This window comes from Sphingomonas sp. Leaf67 (assembly GCF_001421965.1).
In the GTDB taxonomy this organism is placed as follows: domain Bacteria; phylum Pseudomonadota; class Alphaproteobacteria; order Sphingomonadales; family Sphingomonadaceae; genus Sphingomonas.
The window spans coordinates 181,384-196,100 of sequence record NZ_LMLP01000019.1; the positions used below are offsets into that span (position 1 = coordinate 181,384).

At 67.1% G+C, this 14,717-nt stretch carries 14 protein-coding genes; 9 read left to right on the forward strand and 5 right to left on the reverse strand.

Going from position 1 to position 14,717, the window contains the following annotated elements:
* Positions 1-31: 31 nt before the first annotated feature.
* Complete coding sequence (locus ASE90_RS10305) at positions 32-409, reverse strand: YbaN family protein (RefSeq protein WP_055999745.1); 378 nt, start codon at positions 407-409, stop codon at positions 32-34.
* 407 nt (positions 410-816) lie between these two features.
* Here ASE90_RS10305 and ASE90_RS10310 point away from each other — a divergent pair, with 407 nt between their 5' ends.
* Entirely contained in the window at positions 817-1,395 is a 579-nt protein-coding gene (locus ASE90_RS10310; protein WP_082449710.1) for a cell wall hydrolase, read from the forward strand.
* Positions 1,396-1,646: 251 nt separating this feature from the next.
* Here the strand turns inward: ASE90_RS10310 and ASE90_RS10315 are convergent, their stop codons facing one another.
* Genes ASE90_RS10315 through ASE90_RS10330 form a run of 4 tightly spaced genes read right to left on the reverse strand, consistent with a single transcriptional unit; the run spans position 1,647 to position 5,638 of the window.
* The gene (locus tag ASE90_RS10315) at positions 1,647-1,994 is read right to left on the reverse strand and encodes a hypothetical protein (protein WP_055999750.1); all 348 of its coding nucleotides are present in this window, start codon (positions 1,992-1,994) and stop codon (positions 1,647-1,649) included.
* A 12-nt stretch (positions 1,995-2,006) separates the two neighbouring features.
* A complete protein-coding gene (locus tag ASE90_RS10320; protein ID WP_055999753.1) occupies positions 2,007-3,410 on the reverse strand; it encodes an MBOAT family O-acyltransferase in 1,404 nt (467 codons plus the stop codon).
* Complete coding sequence (locus ASE90_RS10325) at positions 3,411-4,622, reverse strand: GDSL-type esterase/lipase family protein (RefSeq protein WP_235531750.1); 1,212 nt, start codon at positions 4,620-4,622, stop codon at positions 3,411-3,413.
* A gap of 35 nt (positions 4,623-4,657) precedes the next feature.
* On the reverse strand, positions 4,658-5,638 hold the full coding sequence (locus ASE90_RS10330; RefSeq protein ID WP_162235080.1) for a GDSL-type esterase/lipase family protein: 981 nt from the start codon (positions 5,636-5,638) through the stop codon (positions 4,658-4,660).
* A 543-nt stretch (positions 5,639-6,181) separates the two neighbouring features.
* On the opposite strand from ASE90_RS10330, the gene ASE90_RS10335 reads away from it, so the two are divergent.
* The 8 genes from ASE90_RS10335 (at position 6,182) to ASE90_RS10370 (ending at position 14,670) form a co-directional block, all read left to right on the forward strand.
* The gene (locus ASE90_RS10335; protein ID WP_235531751.1) at positions 6,182-7,408 is read left to right on the forward strand and encodes an SGNH/GDSL hydrolase family protein; all 1,227 of its coding nucleotides are present in this window, start codon (positions 6,182-6,184) and stop codon (positions 7,406-7,408) included.
* Complete coding sequence (locus tag ASE90_RS10340; protein WP_235531752.1) at positions 7,405-8,070, forward strand: phytanoyl-CoA dioxygenase family protein; 666 nt, start codon at positions 7,405-7,407, stop codon at positions 8,068-8,070. The genes ASE90_RS10335 and ASE90_RS10340 overlap by 4 nt, the downstream gene beginning before the upstream one ends.
* A gap of 59 nt (positions 8,071-8,129) precedes the next feature.
* Positions 8,130-8,822 (forward strand): glutathione binding-like protein, encoded by a 693-nt coding sequence (locus ASE90_RS10345; RefSeq protein WP_055999766.1) that lies wholly within the window; start codon positions 8,130-8,132, stop codon positions 8,820-8,822.
* 117 nt (positions 8,823-8,939) lie between these two features.
* Positions 8,940-9,503, forward strand: coding sequence for an EF-hand domain-containing protein (locus ASE90_RS10350; protein WP_055999769.1), 564 nt, complete (start codon positions 8,940-8,942; stop codon positions 9,501-9,503).
* Between the two features lie 74 nt (positions 9,504-9,577).
* On the forward strand, positions 9,578-10,297 hold the full coding sequence (locus tag ASE90_RS10355; RefSeq protein ID WP_055999772.1) for a response regulator: 720 nt from the start codon (positions 9,578-9,580) through the stop codon (positions 10,295-10,297).
* Complete coding sequence (locus tag ASE90_RS10360) at positions 10,294-11,640, forward strand: sensor histidine kinase (RefSeq protein WP_055999774.1); 1,347 nt, start codon at positions 10,294-10,296, stop codon at positions 11,638-11,640. The genes ASE90_RS10355 and ASE90_RS10360 overlap by 4 nt, the downstream gene beginning before the upstream one ends.
* Before the next feature lie 46 nt (positions 11,641-11,686).
* Positions 11,687-12,382 (forward strand): endonuclease/exonuclease/phosphatase family protein, encoded by a 696-nt coding sequence (locus ASE90_RS10365; protein ID WP_055999777.1) that lies wholly within the window; start codon positions 11,687-11,689, stop codon positions 12,380-12,382.
* On the forward strand, positions 12,379-14,670 hold the full coding sequence (locus tag ASE90_RS10370) for a patatin-like protein (protein WP_055999780.1): 2,292 nt from the start codon (positions 12,379-12,381) through the stop codon (positions 14,668-14,670). The genes ASE90_RS10365 and ASE90_RS10370 overlap by 4 nt, the downstream gene beginning before the upstream one ends.
* Positions 14,671-14,717: the final 47 nt, after the last annotated feature.

Sequence of the window (14,717 nt, forward strand, 5' to 3'; positions counted from 1 at the left end):
AGGACGACCATGACCCTGCGGCCGGTGAAGTCTATCGTGTCGGGCGCGAGAGGATGTAGGCGGCACAGCCCGCCATCAGCACCGCCACGCCGCCGCCGAGCAGCAGACCCGGCCCCGCGCTCCACACGAACAACCCATATCCGACCGCGATGCCGCCACACGCCATCGCCTTTGCTCGGCGGCCGATCGCCCCGTCCTGCCGCCATGCGGTCAGCGTCGGGCCGAAGCGCGGATGATCGAGCAGCCACCGCTCCAGCCGTGGCGACCCGCGCGCGAAACAGGCGGCGGCCAGGATCAGGAAGATCGTCGTCGGCATCACCGGCAACAGCGCACCGACCACCCCCAACAGGACGAAGCACCAACCAAGCACGATCCAGCCGAACCGCACCAGCCGTATCCGGCGCTTCATCGGTTCAGGAAAAACGGGCGGGACCATGATCGGCACCCTACCGTGTGCCCGACGATCCCGATACCGCCGAAGCTGAACGGAAGGTTGATCGGGCATGACTAAAGTCGATTCGCGACAATCGCGCGACGCCGGTCATGGTTTAAATCGATTAACACCTGCCGAGTTCATCGTTTCGGCCATGGATTGATCGGATACCGCGAACGGTTCATCGCCGATGAACGGCGGTTGCGTTGACACTTCGCCGCATCACGGCGAAGAGCCGGTCCGAGTTTAGCCGGTCCGGCGATCTGCGCTTTCGAGAAGCAGGTAACGGACGGCGAGACGTGGGGGTTCCTGACGGCCGCTCTATTTTGTCCGCGTTTCTGCGGCCGATGGCGGGCACCCTTGCGCACAAGCAGTGAGTGGGAATGAATAAGCGCTGGTCCGTATTGGTTTTGTGGAGCCTGACCGCAGTAAGCGGCGTCGCGAGTGCCCATGTCGCGATGAGCACGGATTCCGAACCAGAGGTTGCCCTGCAATCGACACCAGTTGCCGACGTCCCTGCCCCCGTCGCTTTTGCCGCACCCGCCCCGGTGGTGCAGGCCCTTCCTAAAGCCGAACCGGCCCTTACCGAAACCGAGACGACCCGCCTCGACAAGCGTGAAGTCGAGTGCATCGCCAAGGTCGTCGTACACGAAGCCGGCAACCAGCCGCATCGTGGACAGGTCGCCGTGGCGCAGGTCATCCGCGCCCGCGTCAACAGCGGCCGCTTCGCCGACAGCGCCTGTGGCGTCGTCAAGCAGCGCGGCCAATTCTTCAACGTCGACGCCTATGACCCCCCGCGCAACAATGGCCGCTGGGAAAACGCGGTCGACATCGCCAAGCGCACGTTGAGCGGCAAGGGCGAAGACGTCGCCCCCGGCGCACTGTTCTTCCATTCGGCCGGCGCGTCGATGCCCAGGCGCACCCGCGTTACCCAGATCGCCGACCACACCTTCTACCGCTGATCGACGCCGCCTGCCCCGGCAGGATCGCGTTTCCGCAACGCCCGCGCTGAGCAAGGCTCGCGCGGGCGTTGCTGTTTGTGGGGTAGCGCGGTGACTCTACCGCCTTTCATTGCCTTCACCGTTCGCAGCCTCGGCATCCCTCCCTCTCCCTGCGGGAGAGGGAGGGAGCGGCGCAGCCGCGGAAGGGTGAGGGCGATCAGCCTTGATCGAAAGCGACTCTGGAAAAGAAACGGACATCCCCCCGCCCGTTCTCAGCGCGCGCTGCCATCCTCGCCCGGCTGCTCGTCGCCGAACCGTGCCGCCTGCGCCGCTTCCCAGCGCCTGCGCACCGCCGCGCGCGGCGCGTCGAACCCCAGCTTCCCCGTCAACGCCACCCAAGACGCGATCGGCGCGCGGAGCGGCTCGGTGAGCGGCGACGGCGGCAATTCGTCGAACCACGACCCGATCGCGTGTGCGTTGAAGACGCTCAGTAGCAGCGCTGCCGTCGCGATGACGCCGGTCATCCAGCGCCACGGCCGCACCGTGTCGATCGGGGCCGCCGGCACCAGCACCGGCGATCCGACCTCGGCGATCTCTCCCTGTTCGGCACCGGTGGTCATCCTCGCGCTCCGTCAGAACTGGTAATAGATGAACGGCGCGACCCCTTCGGGCCGCATCGCGTCGACGATCAGGATCAGGGCGCCCAGCGCCAGCCCGATGACCGGCGCGGCATGCGTCCGCACGCGCGTCGCGATGCCCGGCAGGATGCCGACCGGCACGGCATGGATCGCCAGCCCCAGCGCAACCAGCCCCAGCGACAGCGGCGTCACCAGCGTGTTGCGCCAATCGCCGGCGAACAGCTGACGGAGATAGGCGAACGCCTCCCCCTCCCCCTGCGCACGGAAGAATATCCAACCAAGCACGACGATGTGGAAGGTCAGCAGGATGCCGGCCCAGCGCGGCGCCATCGGCAGCCCGGCCGGGCGATGCCGCGACCAGAACCGTTCGATCGCCAGCCAGCCGCCATGCAGCGCGCCCCAGATCACGAAGCTCCAGCTGGCACCATGCCACAGCCCGCCGAGCAACATGGTCAGGAACAGGTTCAGATAGGTGCGCACCGGCCCCTTCCGACTGCCGCCGAGCGGGATGTAGAGATAGTCGCGCAGCCAGCTCGACAGGCTGATATGCCAGCGCCGCCAGAAATCCTGCAGCGAAGCGGCACGATAGGGCTGATCGAAATTGCGCGGGAACGTGTAGCCGAGCAGCGCTGCCAGCCCGATCGCCATGTCCGAATAGGCGGAGAAGTCGCAATAAATCTGCACCGCATAGCCATAGGCCCCCATCAGCAGGTCGAGGCTCGACCGGCTTTTCGGATCGAAGAACGCCGGATCGACCAGCGCCCCGGCCAGCTGCGACGCGATCACCGCCTTCTTGAACAGGCCCCACAGGATCAGCAGCAGGGCGGCGGCGGCGGTGCCGCGATCGATCGTCGGCACGCGGCGAAACTGCGGCAACAGGTCGGCACCGCGCACGATCGGCCCGGCGACCAGATGCGGGAAAAACGACATCAGCAGCGTCAGGTCGAGCAGGCTCGCGGCGGGCACCCGGCGGCGATGCACGTCGACCAGATACGAGATCGCCTGAAAGGTGAAGAAGGACACCCCGACCGGCAGCACCACCTGCAACAGCGGCAGGTCGCGGCCGAAGCCCAGCGGCTGCAACAGCGCCGTCAGTTGTTCGAGGAAGAAGCCGGCATATTTGAAATAGCCGAGCACGCCCAGATTGGCGGCGACGCCGAGCGTCACCAGCGCCCGGCCGCGCCGGTCGTCGCTGCGCACGATCGCCGCCGCCAGCGCCCAGTTGACGAACGCCGATACGAACAGCAGCGCGACGAACCGCGCATCCCATGCCCCGTAGAAGAACCAGCTTGCCAGCAGCAGCGCGATCTTGCGCCACTCGTTCGACCGCCCGAGCGACCAGGTGATGGCGTAGACGACAAGGAAGAACAGCCCGAAGCTGAGCGTGGGAAACAGCATTTAGCGAACCGTCAGCGCAGGGACCGTGGGTGCCGTCAGGCTGGTCATGGCAAGGTCGAGATCGGCTTGCAGCAGCCGCGCGATCTCGGCCCCGCCACGGCTGGTGAAGTGCACATGGTCGCCGCGCATCAGCGGTGTCGCCCCCTGCGTCCAGCTATCGGCGACACAGCGTCCGCCCATTGCCTGCGCCCAATCCCAATAGGCGATGCCGAACGCCCTTGCCTGCCGCCGCTGGATCGCCTGAACCGATGCCAGTGCCGCCGTCGGTCGCCACAACGCGGAGGATGCGCAGGGCAGGCTGGCACCGCTTTCGCCAATCTGGAGGCTGGGAATGCGGGTCGCGGAATCGGGCGCACCGAACAACAGCATCGGGACGCCGGGGGCCAGTCGCCGCAACCGGGTCAGGTCCGACCGCAGCGTCGTTTCATAGGCTGCGGCGGAAAATCCGGGACGAAACGCCTCGTTGGTGCCGAACGCGACGACGATCAGGTCGGGGCGATAGGTGGCGAGTTCGGTCGCGACGACGCGGTCGTCGGTGCGATTGAAATGGGTGAATTGCGCACCGACGGTGCCAAGGTTCGACAGGATCACCCCGCCGCCCACGCTGCGTTCGGTGCTCCACGATGTCAGCGTCACCGGTCCTGTGACGACGGTGGCCGATGCGATCGCAGCGTCGGCACCGGCGTCGAGCATACGGCAGCGGCTGCCGGGTTCGAGCGCCGCCAGCGGCCATTCGACGACCGCGGCCCCAATGCCGAGTTGTACCGTCCCTGCCCCCGGCCCGGTCAGCGCACAGACGGTCAACCGGTCGAATGTACGCCCGTCATCGGCACCAAGGGTAATCGTTGCACCCGGCGTGTCGCTGGAGAGGCTGTACGCGCTGACGCCCATCCGCACGCTGCCGGCCGACTGATAGGCCGATCCGAAAATACCGTTGACGCTCCACCCGGCTGATTGGGTCGCAGTGACATCTCGTGTGAGATAACCGGCGTAAGGCCTTCCAGCTGCAAGCGTTCCGCGCCCTCCACGGCCATAACGGGTCTGCAACAGCGTTCGCCAGCTTCCCGTGATCTGGTCACCCGCGGTATGGCTGTCGCCGATCTGGAGGATGCGGACTGGTGCCAAACTGCTGCGGGCCGTCGCCAGCTTTTTGAGAAAGGGGCGGATACGGTCGGCGTCGCACAACGCGCCATGACAGGTCGATGTCGCCATGGCCTGCGCCATGGCCCAAGCGAGCAGCGCGGGCATTAGTTGCCGCTCCCGGTCGGCTTCGCCGCCAGCGCGGGGCGGCCGGCGGCCTGTCGCACCCGCTCGGCATAGCGCCGCAGGTCGGCAGCGACGCCGTTCGTCAGCCGCTGATACCCGACACCGATCATGTGCAGCCCGTCGCCGGTCCGCATCAGGGCAGGCTTGCCGGTTTTCAGGTCGGGCAGATAGGCGTTGTACTTGCCCTCCGCATCTAGCGTCAGCGGCCGCGAATCGATGAACGGCACGCCCAGACGACGCATATGCTCCTCGTAGAACGAGTCCATCGCTTGCATATCCGCATCCAGTTGCGCATCCCGCATCACCGGCAACCCCACCCAGTAGACGACTGCGCCGGACGAACGCACCGCCGCCACGAACTTGTCGACGCGATCGCCAATGAACTGTTTCCAGCCATCGCTCATCAACGGATGGAGATGCCCGTCGGCGAACACCGCCTGATTGTCGTTCGCGCCGAAGCTGATGACCGCCGCGTCGACCGGTTGCTGTCGCAACTGTTCACGGGCACGCTGTTCGAGGTCGAGGGTGCGATAGCGGGTGAAACCAGTGGCTTCCTTGGCGAACTTCAGAACCTCGAACCCGTCGCTCTTTGGTAACTGCCGGTACAGCGCATCCCAGATGCCATTGCCGAAACTGTCGCCGAACACGCCGACCCGCAGCACGCCGTCCCGCCGCATCCGGTCTATCACGCGCGGGTCGAGCGGGCTGTCGACGGTGCGGGCGTTTGCCGAAGGCGGTATTGCCGCCGGCGCGACGGTATCGCGCCCGGTAGAGGATGCGCCGGGGGCCAGTGGCGGCGTCGGTGAGGTCGTCGGTGCGGGCGCGTCGGGCAACTCGATCCGCCCCTGCCCGGCGAAGGACAGCCCGACCACGAACCCCGCGATCAGACCAAGGACGAGGACCGCCATCCGGTCCCCCAGCCACCACAGTCTGGAATCCGTCGCGCGAGAGACAGCAGTCACGTTCGATACTCGTTCAGGTAAGAAATAGGCGCGCATCGCAGCGCGCGGGTGATGCGATGCGCGTACCCCGTCCCGCAAATCCCGGCAAGCCGACCCAGCGCGACCCAACCGGCAGACCGGGCGATTGATCGTCGCAGAGACTAGCTGGACGACGGTGGGGAATAGTGCGTTGGTCGAAAAGAACCGATGAATGCGCGGCGAAATCCATGGCTAGTGCTGGTTTGCAGCGGGTCGGAAAGCGGCATGCGCTATACTAGGCCAACCGTTAATGGGTGTTCGGTCGACGTCGACCGACGACGCCGTCGGATCTACGCAAACCGTCCGATCGGCTATTTCCCAATCGCGCAACGCCCCGGTCCGGCATATCCAGTACATCCCGGTTGAGCCGGAACCGCAGAATAAACGATAGCAACGTACTGATAATCCAATATCAATTCGCCATCCATTCGATGCTTTTCGATATGGGACCAAATCAACAGGGGTACGTGAAACCGTCGGGCCGATTGTGATAACAGTGTCGGGAATTGGGTTGGGGAACTGGAAATGAGGATGTGCAAGTTACTGGGCGCGGCCGTTGCACTGGCGACGGTGGCGATGCCGGTGCATGCCGCACCGTGGGTCGCGGGTTGGACGACGTCGCCGATCAAACGGAGTGCCGAACAGGGCCTGATCGACGCGCAATATCGCGGCGCGACGGTGCGGCAGGTGGTCCGGGTGACGATCGCTGGACGGGCGGTGCGGGTGCGATTCTCGAACCGGTTCGGCGCGACGCCGTTGCGCATCGCCGGTGCCAGCATTGCGCTGGCGACCGGTCCGGCTGCCGCGTCGATCCGTGACGGTAGCGACCGGGCGTTGACGTTCGGTGGCAGGGCGATGGTCGAAATCCCGCCGGGGGCCGACTTCTGGTCCGATCCGGTCGCGTTGCCGGTAACGGCACTCGCCGATCTGGCGATCAGCACTCGCTTCACCGACCTGCCGCTACAACAGACCGGCCATCCGGGCGCGCGGACCCGCAGTTGGATCGCGCAAGGCGAACGGCTGTCCGATGTCGCCTTTGCCGGTGCGGTGCCGGTCGAGCGATGGTTCCAGATCGCGGCGGTCGAAGTCGATGCCGCGCCGACCGCGCGCGCCATCGTCGCGCTGGGCGATTCGATCACCGACGGGTACGGCGTGAAGGACGGTGGTAACCAGCGCTGGACCGATGGCCTTGCCAGACGACTCGCGGCGAACCGGGCGACGCGTGAGGTGGCGGTGCTGAACCACGGGATCGGCGGCAATTGCCTGCTGATCGAATGCCTCGGCCCCAACGCGCTGTCGCGGTTCGACAGCGACGTGCTGAGCCAGCCCGGCGCGCGCTACCTGATCCTGCTCGAAGGGATCAACGATCTGGGCGGCTTGGCGCGCGAAAAGCCGGCGAGTGCCGACGAGCGACGCGCGCATGTCGACCGGATGATCGCCGGCTATGCGCAGGTCGTCGCCCGCGCCCGTGCCAAGGGGCTGAAGGTCATCGGCGGCACGGTAATGCCGTTCATGGGCAACGAATATTACCACCCCGATGCGGCGGCCGAGGGTTCGCGGCAGGCGGTCAATGCGTGGATCCGTACGGCGGGCAATTTCGACGCGGTGATCGATTTCGACCGCATCGTTCGCGATCCTACCCAGCCCGACCGGCTGTTGCCGGCATATGACCTGGGCGACCATTTGCATCCGTCGACGGCGGGGTATCAGGCGATGGCTGATGCCGTCCCGCTGGCATTGTTCGCGAGGTGACATCGACGCTCGATCACGACGGCGCGATGCTGCTGCCGGGTGCGGCGGCGAGCGTCCTGCCGGCGATCGAGGCGGCGCTCAACACGGTGCCGATCGAACGTGCGGGCGTGCGGCTGCACGGCGTTGCGGCACTGCGCTACCTGTTGGCACCGGGCGGCGCGATCGGTGCGGTCGCGGGCGATGTGCTCGGGCCTGAATCCCGGCCCGTCCGCGCGCTGCTGTTCGACAAGTCGGCGGCGACCAACTGGGCGCTCGGCTGGCATCAGGACCGGACGATCGTGGTGCGCGAACGGCGCGATGTGGCGGGTTTCGGTCCGTGGACCGTCAAACAGGGGTTGCAGCATGTCGCCCCGCCCTTCGCGCTGCTCGAAACCATGGTGACGTTGCGGGTTCATCTCGATCCGGTTCCGGTCGATAACGCACCGCTGCTGGTCGCGCTCGGGTCGCACAAGCTCGGGCGTATCGCGGAGAGCGCGGTGGAGGGGGTCGTCGGTGCCAGCAGCATCCTTGCCTGTCTCGCGCGACGTGGCGATATCTGGCTCTATGCGACGCCGATCCTGCATGCGTCCGACGCCGCCATGCGTCCGGCCCGACGGCGGGTGTTGCAGGTCGATTTCGCCGCGCAGCCGCTTCCCGGCGGATTGGCGTGGCTGGGCGTCTGACCCTTGGCGCAAGCGGGAGCGCCCCCCATGTGCGGCGCGAACCAATCGGAGCCTGCTTCATGATCGACCTGCACTACTGGCCGACGCCCAATGGCCACAAGATCACGCTCTTCCTTGAGGAAGCGGGGCTGCCGTACACCATTCATCCGGTCGACATCGCCAATGGCGAGCAGTTCCGCCCGGAGTTCCTGGCCATCGCACCCAATAACCGGATGCCGGCGATCGTCGATCACGAACCGGCGGGCGGCGGCGGCCCACTGGCGATCTTCGAATCGGGTGCGATCCTGCTGTATCTGGCGGAAAAGACCGGCCGGTTCCTGCCCGCCGACCTGCCGGGGCGCTATGACGCGATCCAGTGGCTGATGTGGCAGATGGGCGGGCTGGGACCGATGGCCGGGCAGAACCTGCATTTCAACGTCTACGCGCCCGAAAAGATTCCCTATGCGCAGGATCGCTATATCCGCGAAACGGCGCGGCTGTACGGGGTGCTCGACAAGCGGCTGGCCGACCGATCGTTCGTCGCGGGCGACTATTCGATCGCCGACATGGCCGCCTATCCATGGATCGTGCCGCACGAAGCGCAGGGGCAAAAGCTGGACGACTTCCCCCATCTGAAGCGCTGGTTCGATACGATCGCCGCGCGTCCAGCGACCGTTGCCGCCTATGAGAAGGGCAAGTCGGTCGGCTACCGCGAGCAGCCGATGACCGACGAACAGCGTCGCGTGCTGTTCGGCAAGCCGGCTACAAGCTGAGCGAGCGTTGCGACAAACTGCGACAAAAAGGTGCCGCGGCGACATAGGCTGACGACAAGTCGCGGCGATACGGGGGCATCATTTACCGGGGTTGCCCCCGTTTTCGAAAGGTTCGTCATGCGATCGTTCATCATTGCCGCTTCTTTGGCCGCCATCGCCCTGCCCGGCATGGCGTTCGCCGCACAGACCCCGCCGCCCGGTCCCGACCGCGTCGTCACCCGCGCCGATGCAATGGCCCGCGCCGACCAGCGCTTCGACGCGCTGGACACCGACCGCGACGGCAAGATCAGCGCGACCGAACGTGCCGTCGCGGCAGGTCCGGCCGGCGAGGACGGAGCACGCCGTCGTGGTGGTGGGCGGATGCTCGAACGGGCCGATGCGAACCGCGACGGCGTCGTCACCCGCGGCGAGTTCCGCGCGATGGCCGCTGCGGGCTTCGACCGGCAGGACGTCAACCGCGACGGCAAGGTCGATGCGACCGAACGCCGTCAGGGGCGCGAACAGCGGATGAGCCGGCAGGGACAGCAGGGCGGCACCATCACCCGCGCGGCGTTTCAGGCGCGCGCGCTCGCCCGGTTCGAGCGCATGGACGTGAACAAGGACGGGCAAATCGATCCGGCCGAACGCTTCATGGCGCGTGAAAAGCGGATGCAGCGCCGCGCGCCGCATATCGCCGGCTGATCTCATGCCGGACGGCGGGTGTCGCCCGCCGTCCGGCGTTCCTTTCAGGAGCTTGTGCGCCTAGCATGTCCGACATGGCCGATATCCCGCACCTCCTGCTGGTCGACGACGAACGATCGATCCGCGAACCGCTTGCCCAATATCTGACCAAACAGGGGTTCCGCGTGACCCAGGCGGGCGATGCCGAGGGCGCGCGGGCGCGGCTCAATGCCTATGCCATCGACCTCGCCATCCTCGATATCATGATGCCGGGCGAGGACGGGCTGTCGCTGTGCCGCCATATCCGCGAGACCAGCGAAACCCCGGTCATCCTGCTGACGGCGCGCACGGAGGAGACCGACCGGATCGTCGGGCTGGAAATGGGAGCCGACGATTATGTCGTGAAGCCCTTTTCCCCGCGCGAACTGGCGGCACGGGTCAAGGTGGTGTTGCGGCGTACCGCCGGCGGTACGGTCCGGCAACACGCCCCGGAGGCGGGGTCGTTCGCCTTTGCCGGTTGGGTGCTGAAGACCGGGGAACGGGCGCTGGTCGATCGCGAGGGCGTGTCGGTGCCGCTGTCGACCGGCGAGTATAACCTGCTTCATGCGCTGGTGACGCGCCCGAGGCAGGTGCTGACCCGCGACCAGTTGCTCGACCTGACCCAAGGGCGCGAGGCCGCCGCCTTCGACCGGGCGATCGACAATCAGGTCAGCCGGTTGCGCAAGAAGATCGAGACCGATGTCCGCAACCCGGAGATCATCAAGACCGTCTGGGGCGGTGGTTACACGCTGTCAGCCGAGGTGACGCGCCTGTGAGGCGGCTATGGCCGACGAGCCTGCCCGGCCAGATCGCGCTGCTGGTTGCGGTCGCGCTGTTCGTTGCGCAGGCACTCAATTTTGCGCTGCTGCTGCGCGAGCGGCGTGCATTTCGCTTTGCCGAGATCACCTTGCCTGCGGTCACCCGTTTGATCGACGCGGCCGAGCGGACGACCGCGCCGCGCCGGATGGCCGGCGAGGACCGGATGCGCGGCGTCCGGCTGGTTACCAACCGGGTGCCGCCGCTGCGTGGTGAAGCCGAAACCGATGTCGAGCAGGCGATCCGGGGGGGCTTTGCCGATGCCGGTATCCGCGTCGGGCACATTGCGGCGCGCATCCGCCCGATCGACGAGGCCGAGATTCGCGAGCGCGGTATTGCCGGACGGCGGGCCGAGCGGTTGCGGCGGATGGGCGCGGTGCTCGACGCGGCGGTCGAACTGCCTGGGCGCGGCTGGCTGGTGTCGCATACGCCGTGGCCGATGGCCGAGCGCGGGCTGTTGTGGCAGCTGCTGGCGCAGACCTTCATCCTCTACGTCATCGTCCTGTTGCCGGTGTTGTGGATCGGACGCCGGATCGCCAAGCCGCTACGACAGCTGGCGGTGGCGGCGCGGGCGTTTCATCCTGCCCGTCCCCTGCCCGCGATCGAGCCGTCGGGGCCGCAGGACGTGCGGCTGCTGATCTCCGCCTTTATCGACCTGGGGCAGCGGGTGAATGCGATGGTCGATGAGAAGGACCGGATGCTGGGCGCGATCGGCCATGATCTGCGCACGCCGCTCGCCGCGCTTCGCGTCCGGATCGAGTCGGTAGAGGACGATACCGACCGCACGCGCATGGCGGAAACGATCGACGAGATGAACGCGACGCTCGACGATATCCTGTCGCTGGCGCGGCTCGGCCGACCGAGCGAGGCGGCGACCGATGTCGACGTGGCCGCGCTGGTCGATGCGGTGGTCGACGATTTCCGCGACCTTGGCCATGACGTCGATTTCGTCGAAGCGGCGCGCGTGCCGCTGCATCTGCGCCCCAATCTGATGCGGCGGGCGGTGCGCAACCTGATCGAGAATGCCATCAAATATGCCGGGGCGGCGGAAGTGCGGGTCGAAACGGGCGCGCAAGCCGTGACGATCGTCGTCGCCGATCGGGGGCCGGGCATCCCGGTCGACCGGCTGGACGCCGTGTTCGATCCGTTCATCCGGCTGGAAACGTCGCGCAACCGCGATACCGGCGGCATCGGTCTGGGGCTGGCACTGGCGCGGGCGATCGTTCGGGATGCCGGTGGCGAGATCGCGCTGGCCAACCGCGACGGCGGCGGGTTGAACGCGACGATCCGCTTGCCGCGCTGACCGCCCGAGAAACGAAATACGGTACCGCGACGTTGTGCGCTGAACGATGATCAAAGTAGCCAGCTACAACATGCGCAAGGCGATCGGCACCGATCGTCGCCGGATGCCCGAACGGACGCTGGAGGTGCTGCGCGAGATCGATGCCGATATCATCGCGTTACAGGAATGCGACCGGCGGCTGGGCGAACGCGCCGGCGTGATTACGGCCCATCTGCTGGACGAACACAGCCCATGGGTCGCGGTGCCGCTGGCGATCCGGGCCCAGTCGATGGGATGGCATGGCAACGCCCTGCTGGTACGCAAGGACGCGACGGTCAGCGGCCCGCGACGGATCGATATCCCCGCACTCGAACCGCGCGGGGCGGTGCGCGCCGATGTGACCACCCATGGCGTAACGCTGCGGGTGGTCGGCATGCATCTCGACCTGTCGGGGCTTTGGCGGCGCAAGCAGGCCCATGCGATCCTGAGCGAGGTCGAGGACTGTACGCCGAAACTGCCGAGCGTGCTGATGGGCGACCTGAACGAATGGACGCCGCGTTCGGGGTGTCTGCGCGATTTCGGACGGACGCATTGCTTTGCAGAGACCGGTCCCAGCTTTCACGCGCGCCATCCGGTCGGTCGGCTCGACCGGATCATGGTGTCGGGCGAGTTGAAGATCATCGACGCCGGCGTCCATCACAGTGCGGCCGCGCGCAAGGCGTCCGACCATCTGCCGATCTGGGCGACGCTCGCGCCGGCATGAGCGATGCCCCGCTGCACGAACGCGAACTGCGCCTCGCGCTGGTCTGCTATGGGGGGATCAGCCTTGCCGTCTATATGCATGGGCTGGTCAAGGAAATCTGGCACATCGCCCGCGCCAGCCGGGCGGTGCAGGATGATGGCGAGCCGCTGACGGGCAGCGCGGGCGTGTATGAGGCGATGCTGACCGATCTGGCGGCGTTGACCGGCATCCGGCTGCGCGTGCTGGTCGATATCGTCGCCGGGGCGAGTGCGGGCGGGATCAACGGCGTGTTTCTGGCGCAGGCGGTGTCGACCGGTCAGCCGCTCGATCCGCTAACCGACCTGTGGCTGAACGGTGCGGATATCGAGGCGCTGATCGATCCGGCGCAGAGCCCGGCCAGCGCGCTGTCGCGGCCATGGGCGCGGCCGATCGCGTGGATGGCGCTGGGCCGCGAGGGCGAGGATGCGTCGAGCGTCGATATCGCCGCGCGCGACGAATTGCGCCAGAAGCTCGATCGGTTCGTCCGGGCGCGCTGGTTCCAGCCGCCCTTTGGCGGGCGGGCGATCGTCGACATGCTGCTCGACGCCTTTGCCGCGATGGCGGCAGCACCCGCCGGACCGAGGCTGTTGCCGCCGGGCCAGCCGCTCGACCTGTTCGTGACCGTTACCGACTTCGCCGGCCATCCCGAGGTGCTGCGGCTCAATTCGCCGAAGGAAGTGGTCGAGACCGAACATCGGCTGGTCATCGGTTTCCACGACCATGGCGGCGACCGGCTGGCCGACACCGCCGAACTGGTGTTCGCGGCGCGCGCGACGTCGAGCTTTCCCGGCGCGTTCCCGCCATTCCGCGTGGGGGAACTGGATGCGGCACTGGCCGATCGCGCGGTCGACTGGCCGGGACGCGATGCGTTTCTGCGCCGGGTGCTGCCGCGCCAGTCGGCGGTGGGGATGGCGGATCAGGCGACGCTGATCGACGGGTCGGTGCTGGCCAACGCTCCCTTCGCCCCCGCCATCGATGCGCTGCGCGAACGGCCGGCGCGGCGGCAGATCGACCGGCGATTCGTCTATCTCGATCCGGCACCCAACCATAAATTCGGCATCGGTACCGCCGCCGAAGGACCACCCGGCTTTTTCCAGACAATCCTCGGCGCGCTGTCCGAACTGCCGCGCAAACAGCCGATCCGCGACAATCTGGACGCGATCCAATGGCGGTCCGAACGAATCGAACGGATGCTGGCGATCGTGGACAAGCTGCGTGCCGGGGTCGAGGCGGAGGTCGAGCAGCTGTTCGGCTATACGCTGTTCCTCGACTGGCCGACCCCGGCGCGGCTGGTCGGCTGGCGGCAACGGGCGCAGGTGCAGGCGGCGAAGCGTGCCGGATACGGCCATGCGGCGTATGGCCTGTTGAAGGTCGATCAGGTGCTCGACCGGCTGGCCGATCGTGTCGCGACGCTGGCCGAGGATGCGTCGCCCGACCGGGTCCGGTGGTTGCGCGAAGGATTCGCACAGGTGGTCGCCGACAGCGATGCGGGCCGGTTCGACGGTGACGGCGCATCGGAAGCGGCGATCGGCTTTCTGCGATCGCATGACCTCGCCTTTCGCATCCGGCGGTTGCGGTTGCTGGTTCGGACCCTCTCCGCGATGGAGCCGGAACAGGATGCGGCGGCGCTGGCCCCGGTACGCGAGGCGATCTTCGCCAGCCTGACGCCGTATCTGGCGTGCGAGAATGCCGACCATTTCGCCGAAGTGCGGACGCTGGTCGGGGACAAGCGCACCGATCCCGGCGCATTGCTGGCGGCGATGGCGGAGGCGATGGACCTGACCACGCTCGACGCGCGGACCGATGCGCGGTTGTCGGAGGCGCTGGCCGCCGCCCCGCGCGATATCCGGCGGCCGATCCTGCTCGCCTATCTCGGCTTTCCGTTCTTCGACATCGCGACGCTGCCGTTGCTCGGCGGCGAGGGGCTGGACGAATTCGATCCGGTGCGGGTCGATCGCATCGCGCCCGACGACGCGCCATCGATCCGGGCGGGCGGGGCCGAGGCGACACTGAAGGGGATTCGCTTCAACAATTTCGGCGCGTTCTTCAGCCGGTCCTACCGCGAGAACGACTATCTGTGGGGGCGGCTGCACGGGGCCGAGCGGATGATCGACATCGCGCTGTCGACCCTGCCGCCCGAGGTTCATCTGCCGCCGGGGTGGCTCACCCGGCACAAGCGCGCCGCGTTCCTCGCCATTCTGGACGAAGAAGAGCCACGGTTGCAGGCGATCCAGCCGCTGTTCGACGAATTGCGCGCCGAAATCGGCTGACCCCGTCGCCTATTGGAAAAGCCGGCGCGACGGGCGTAAGGAAGGAG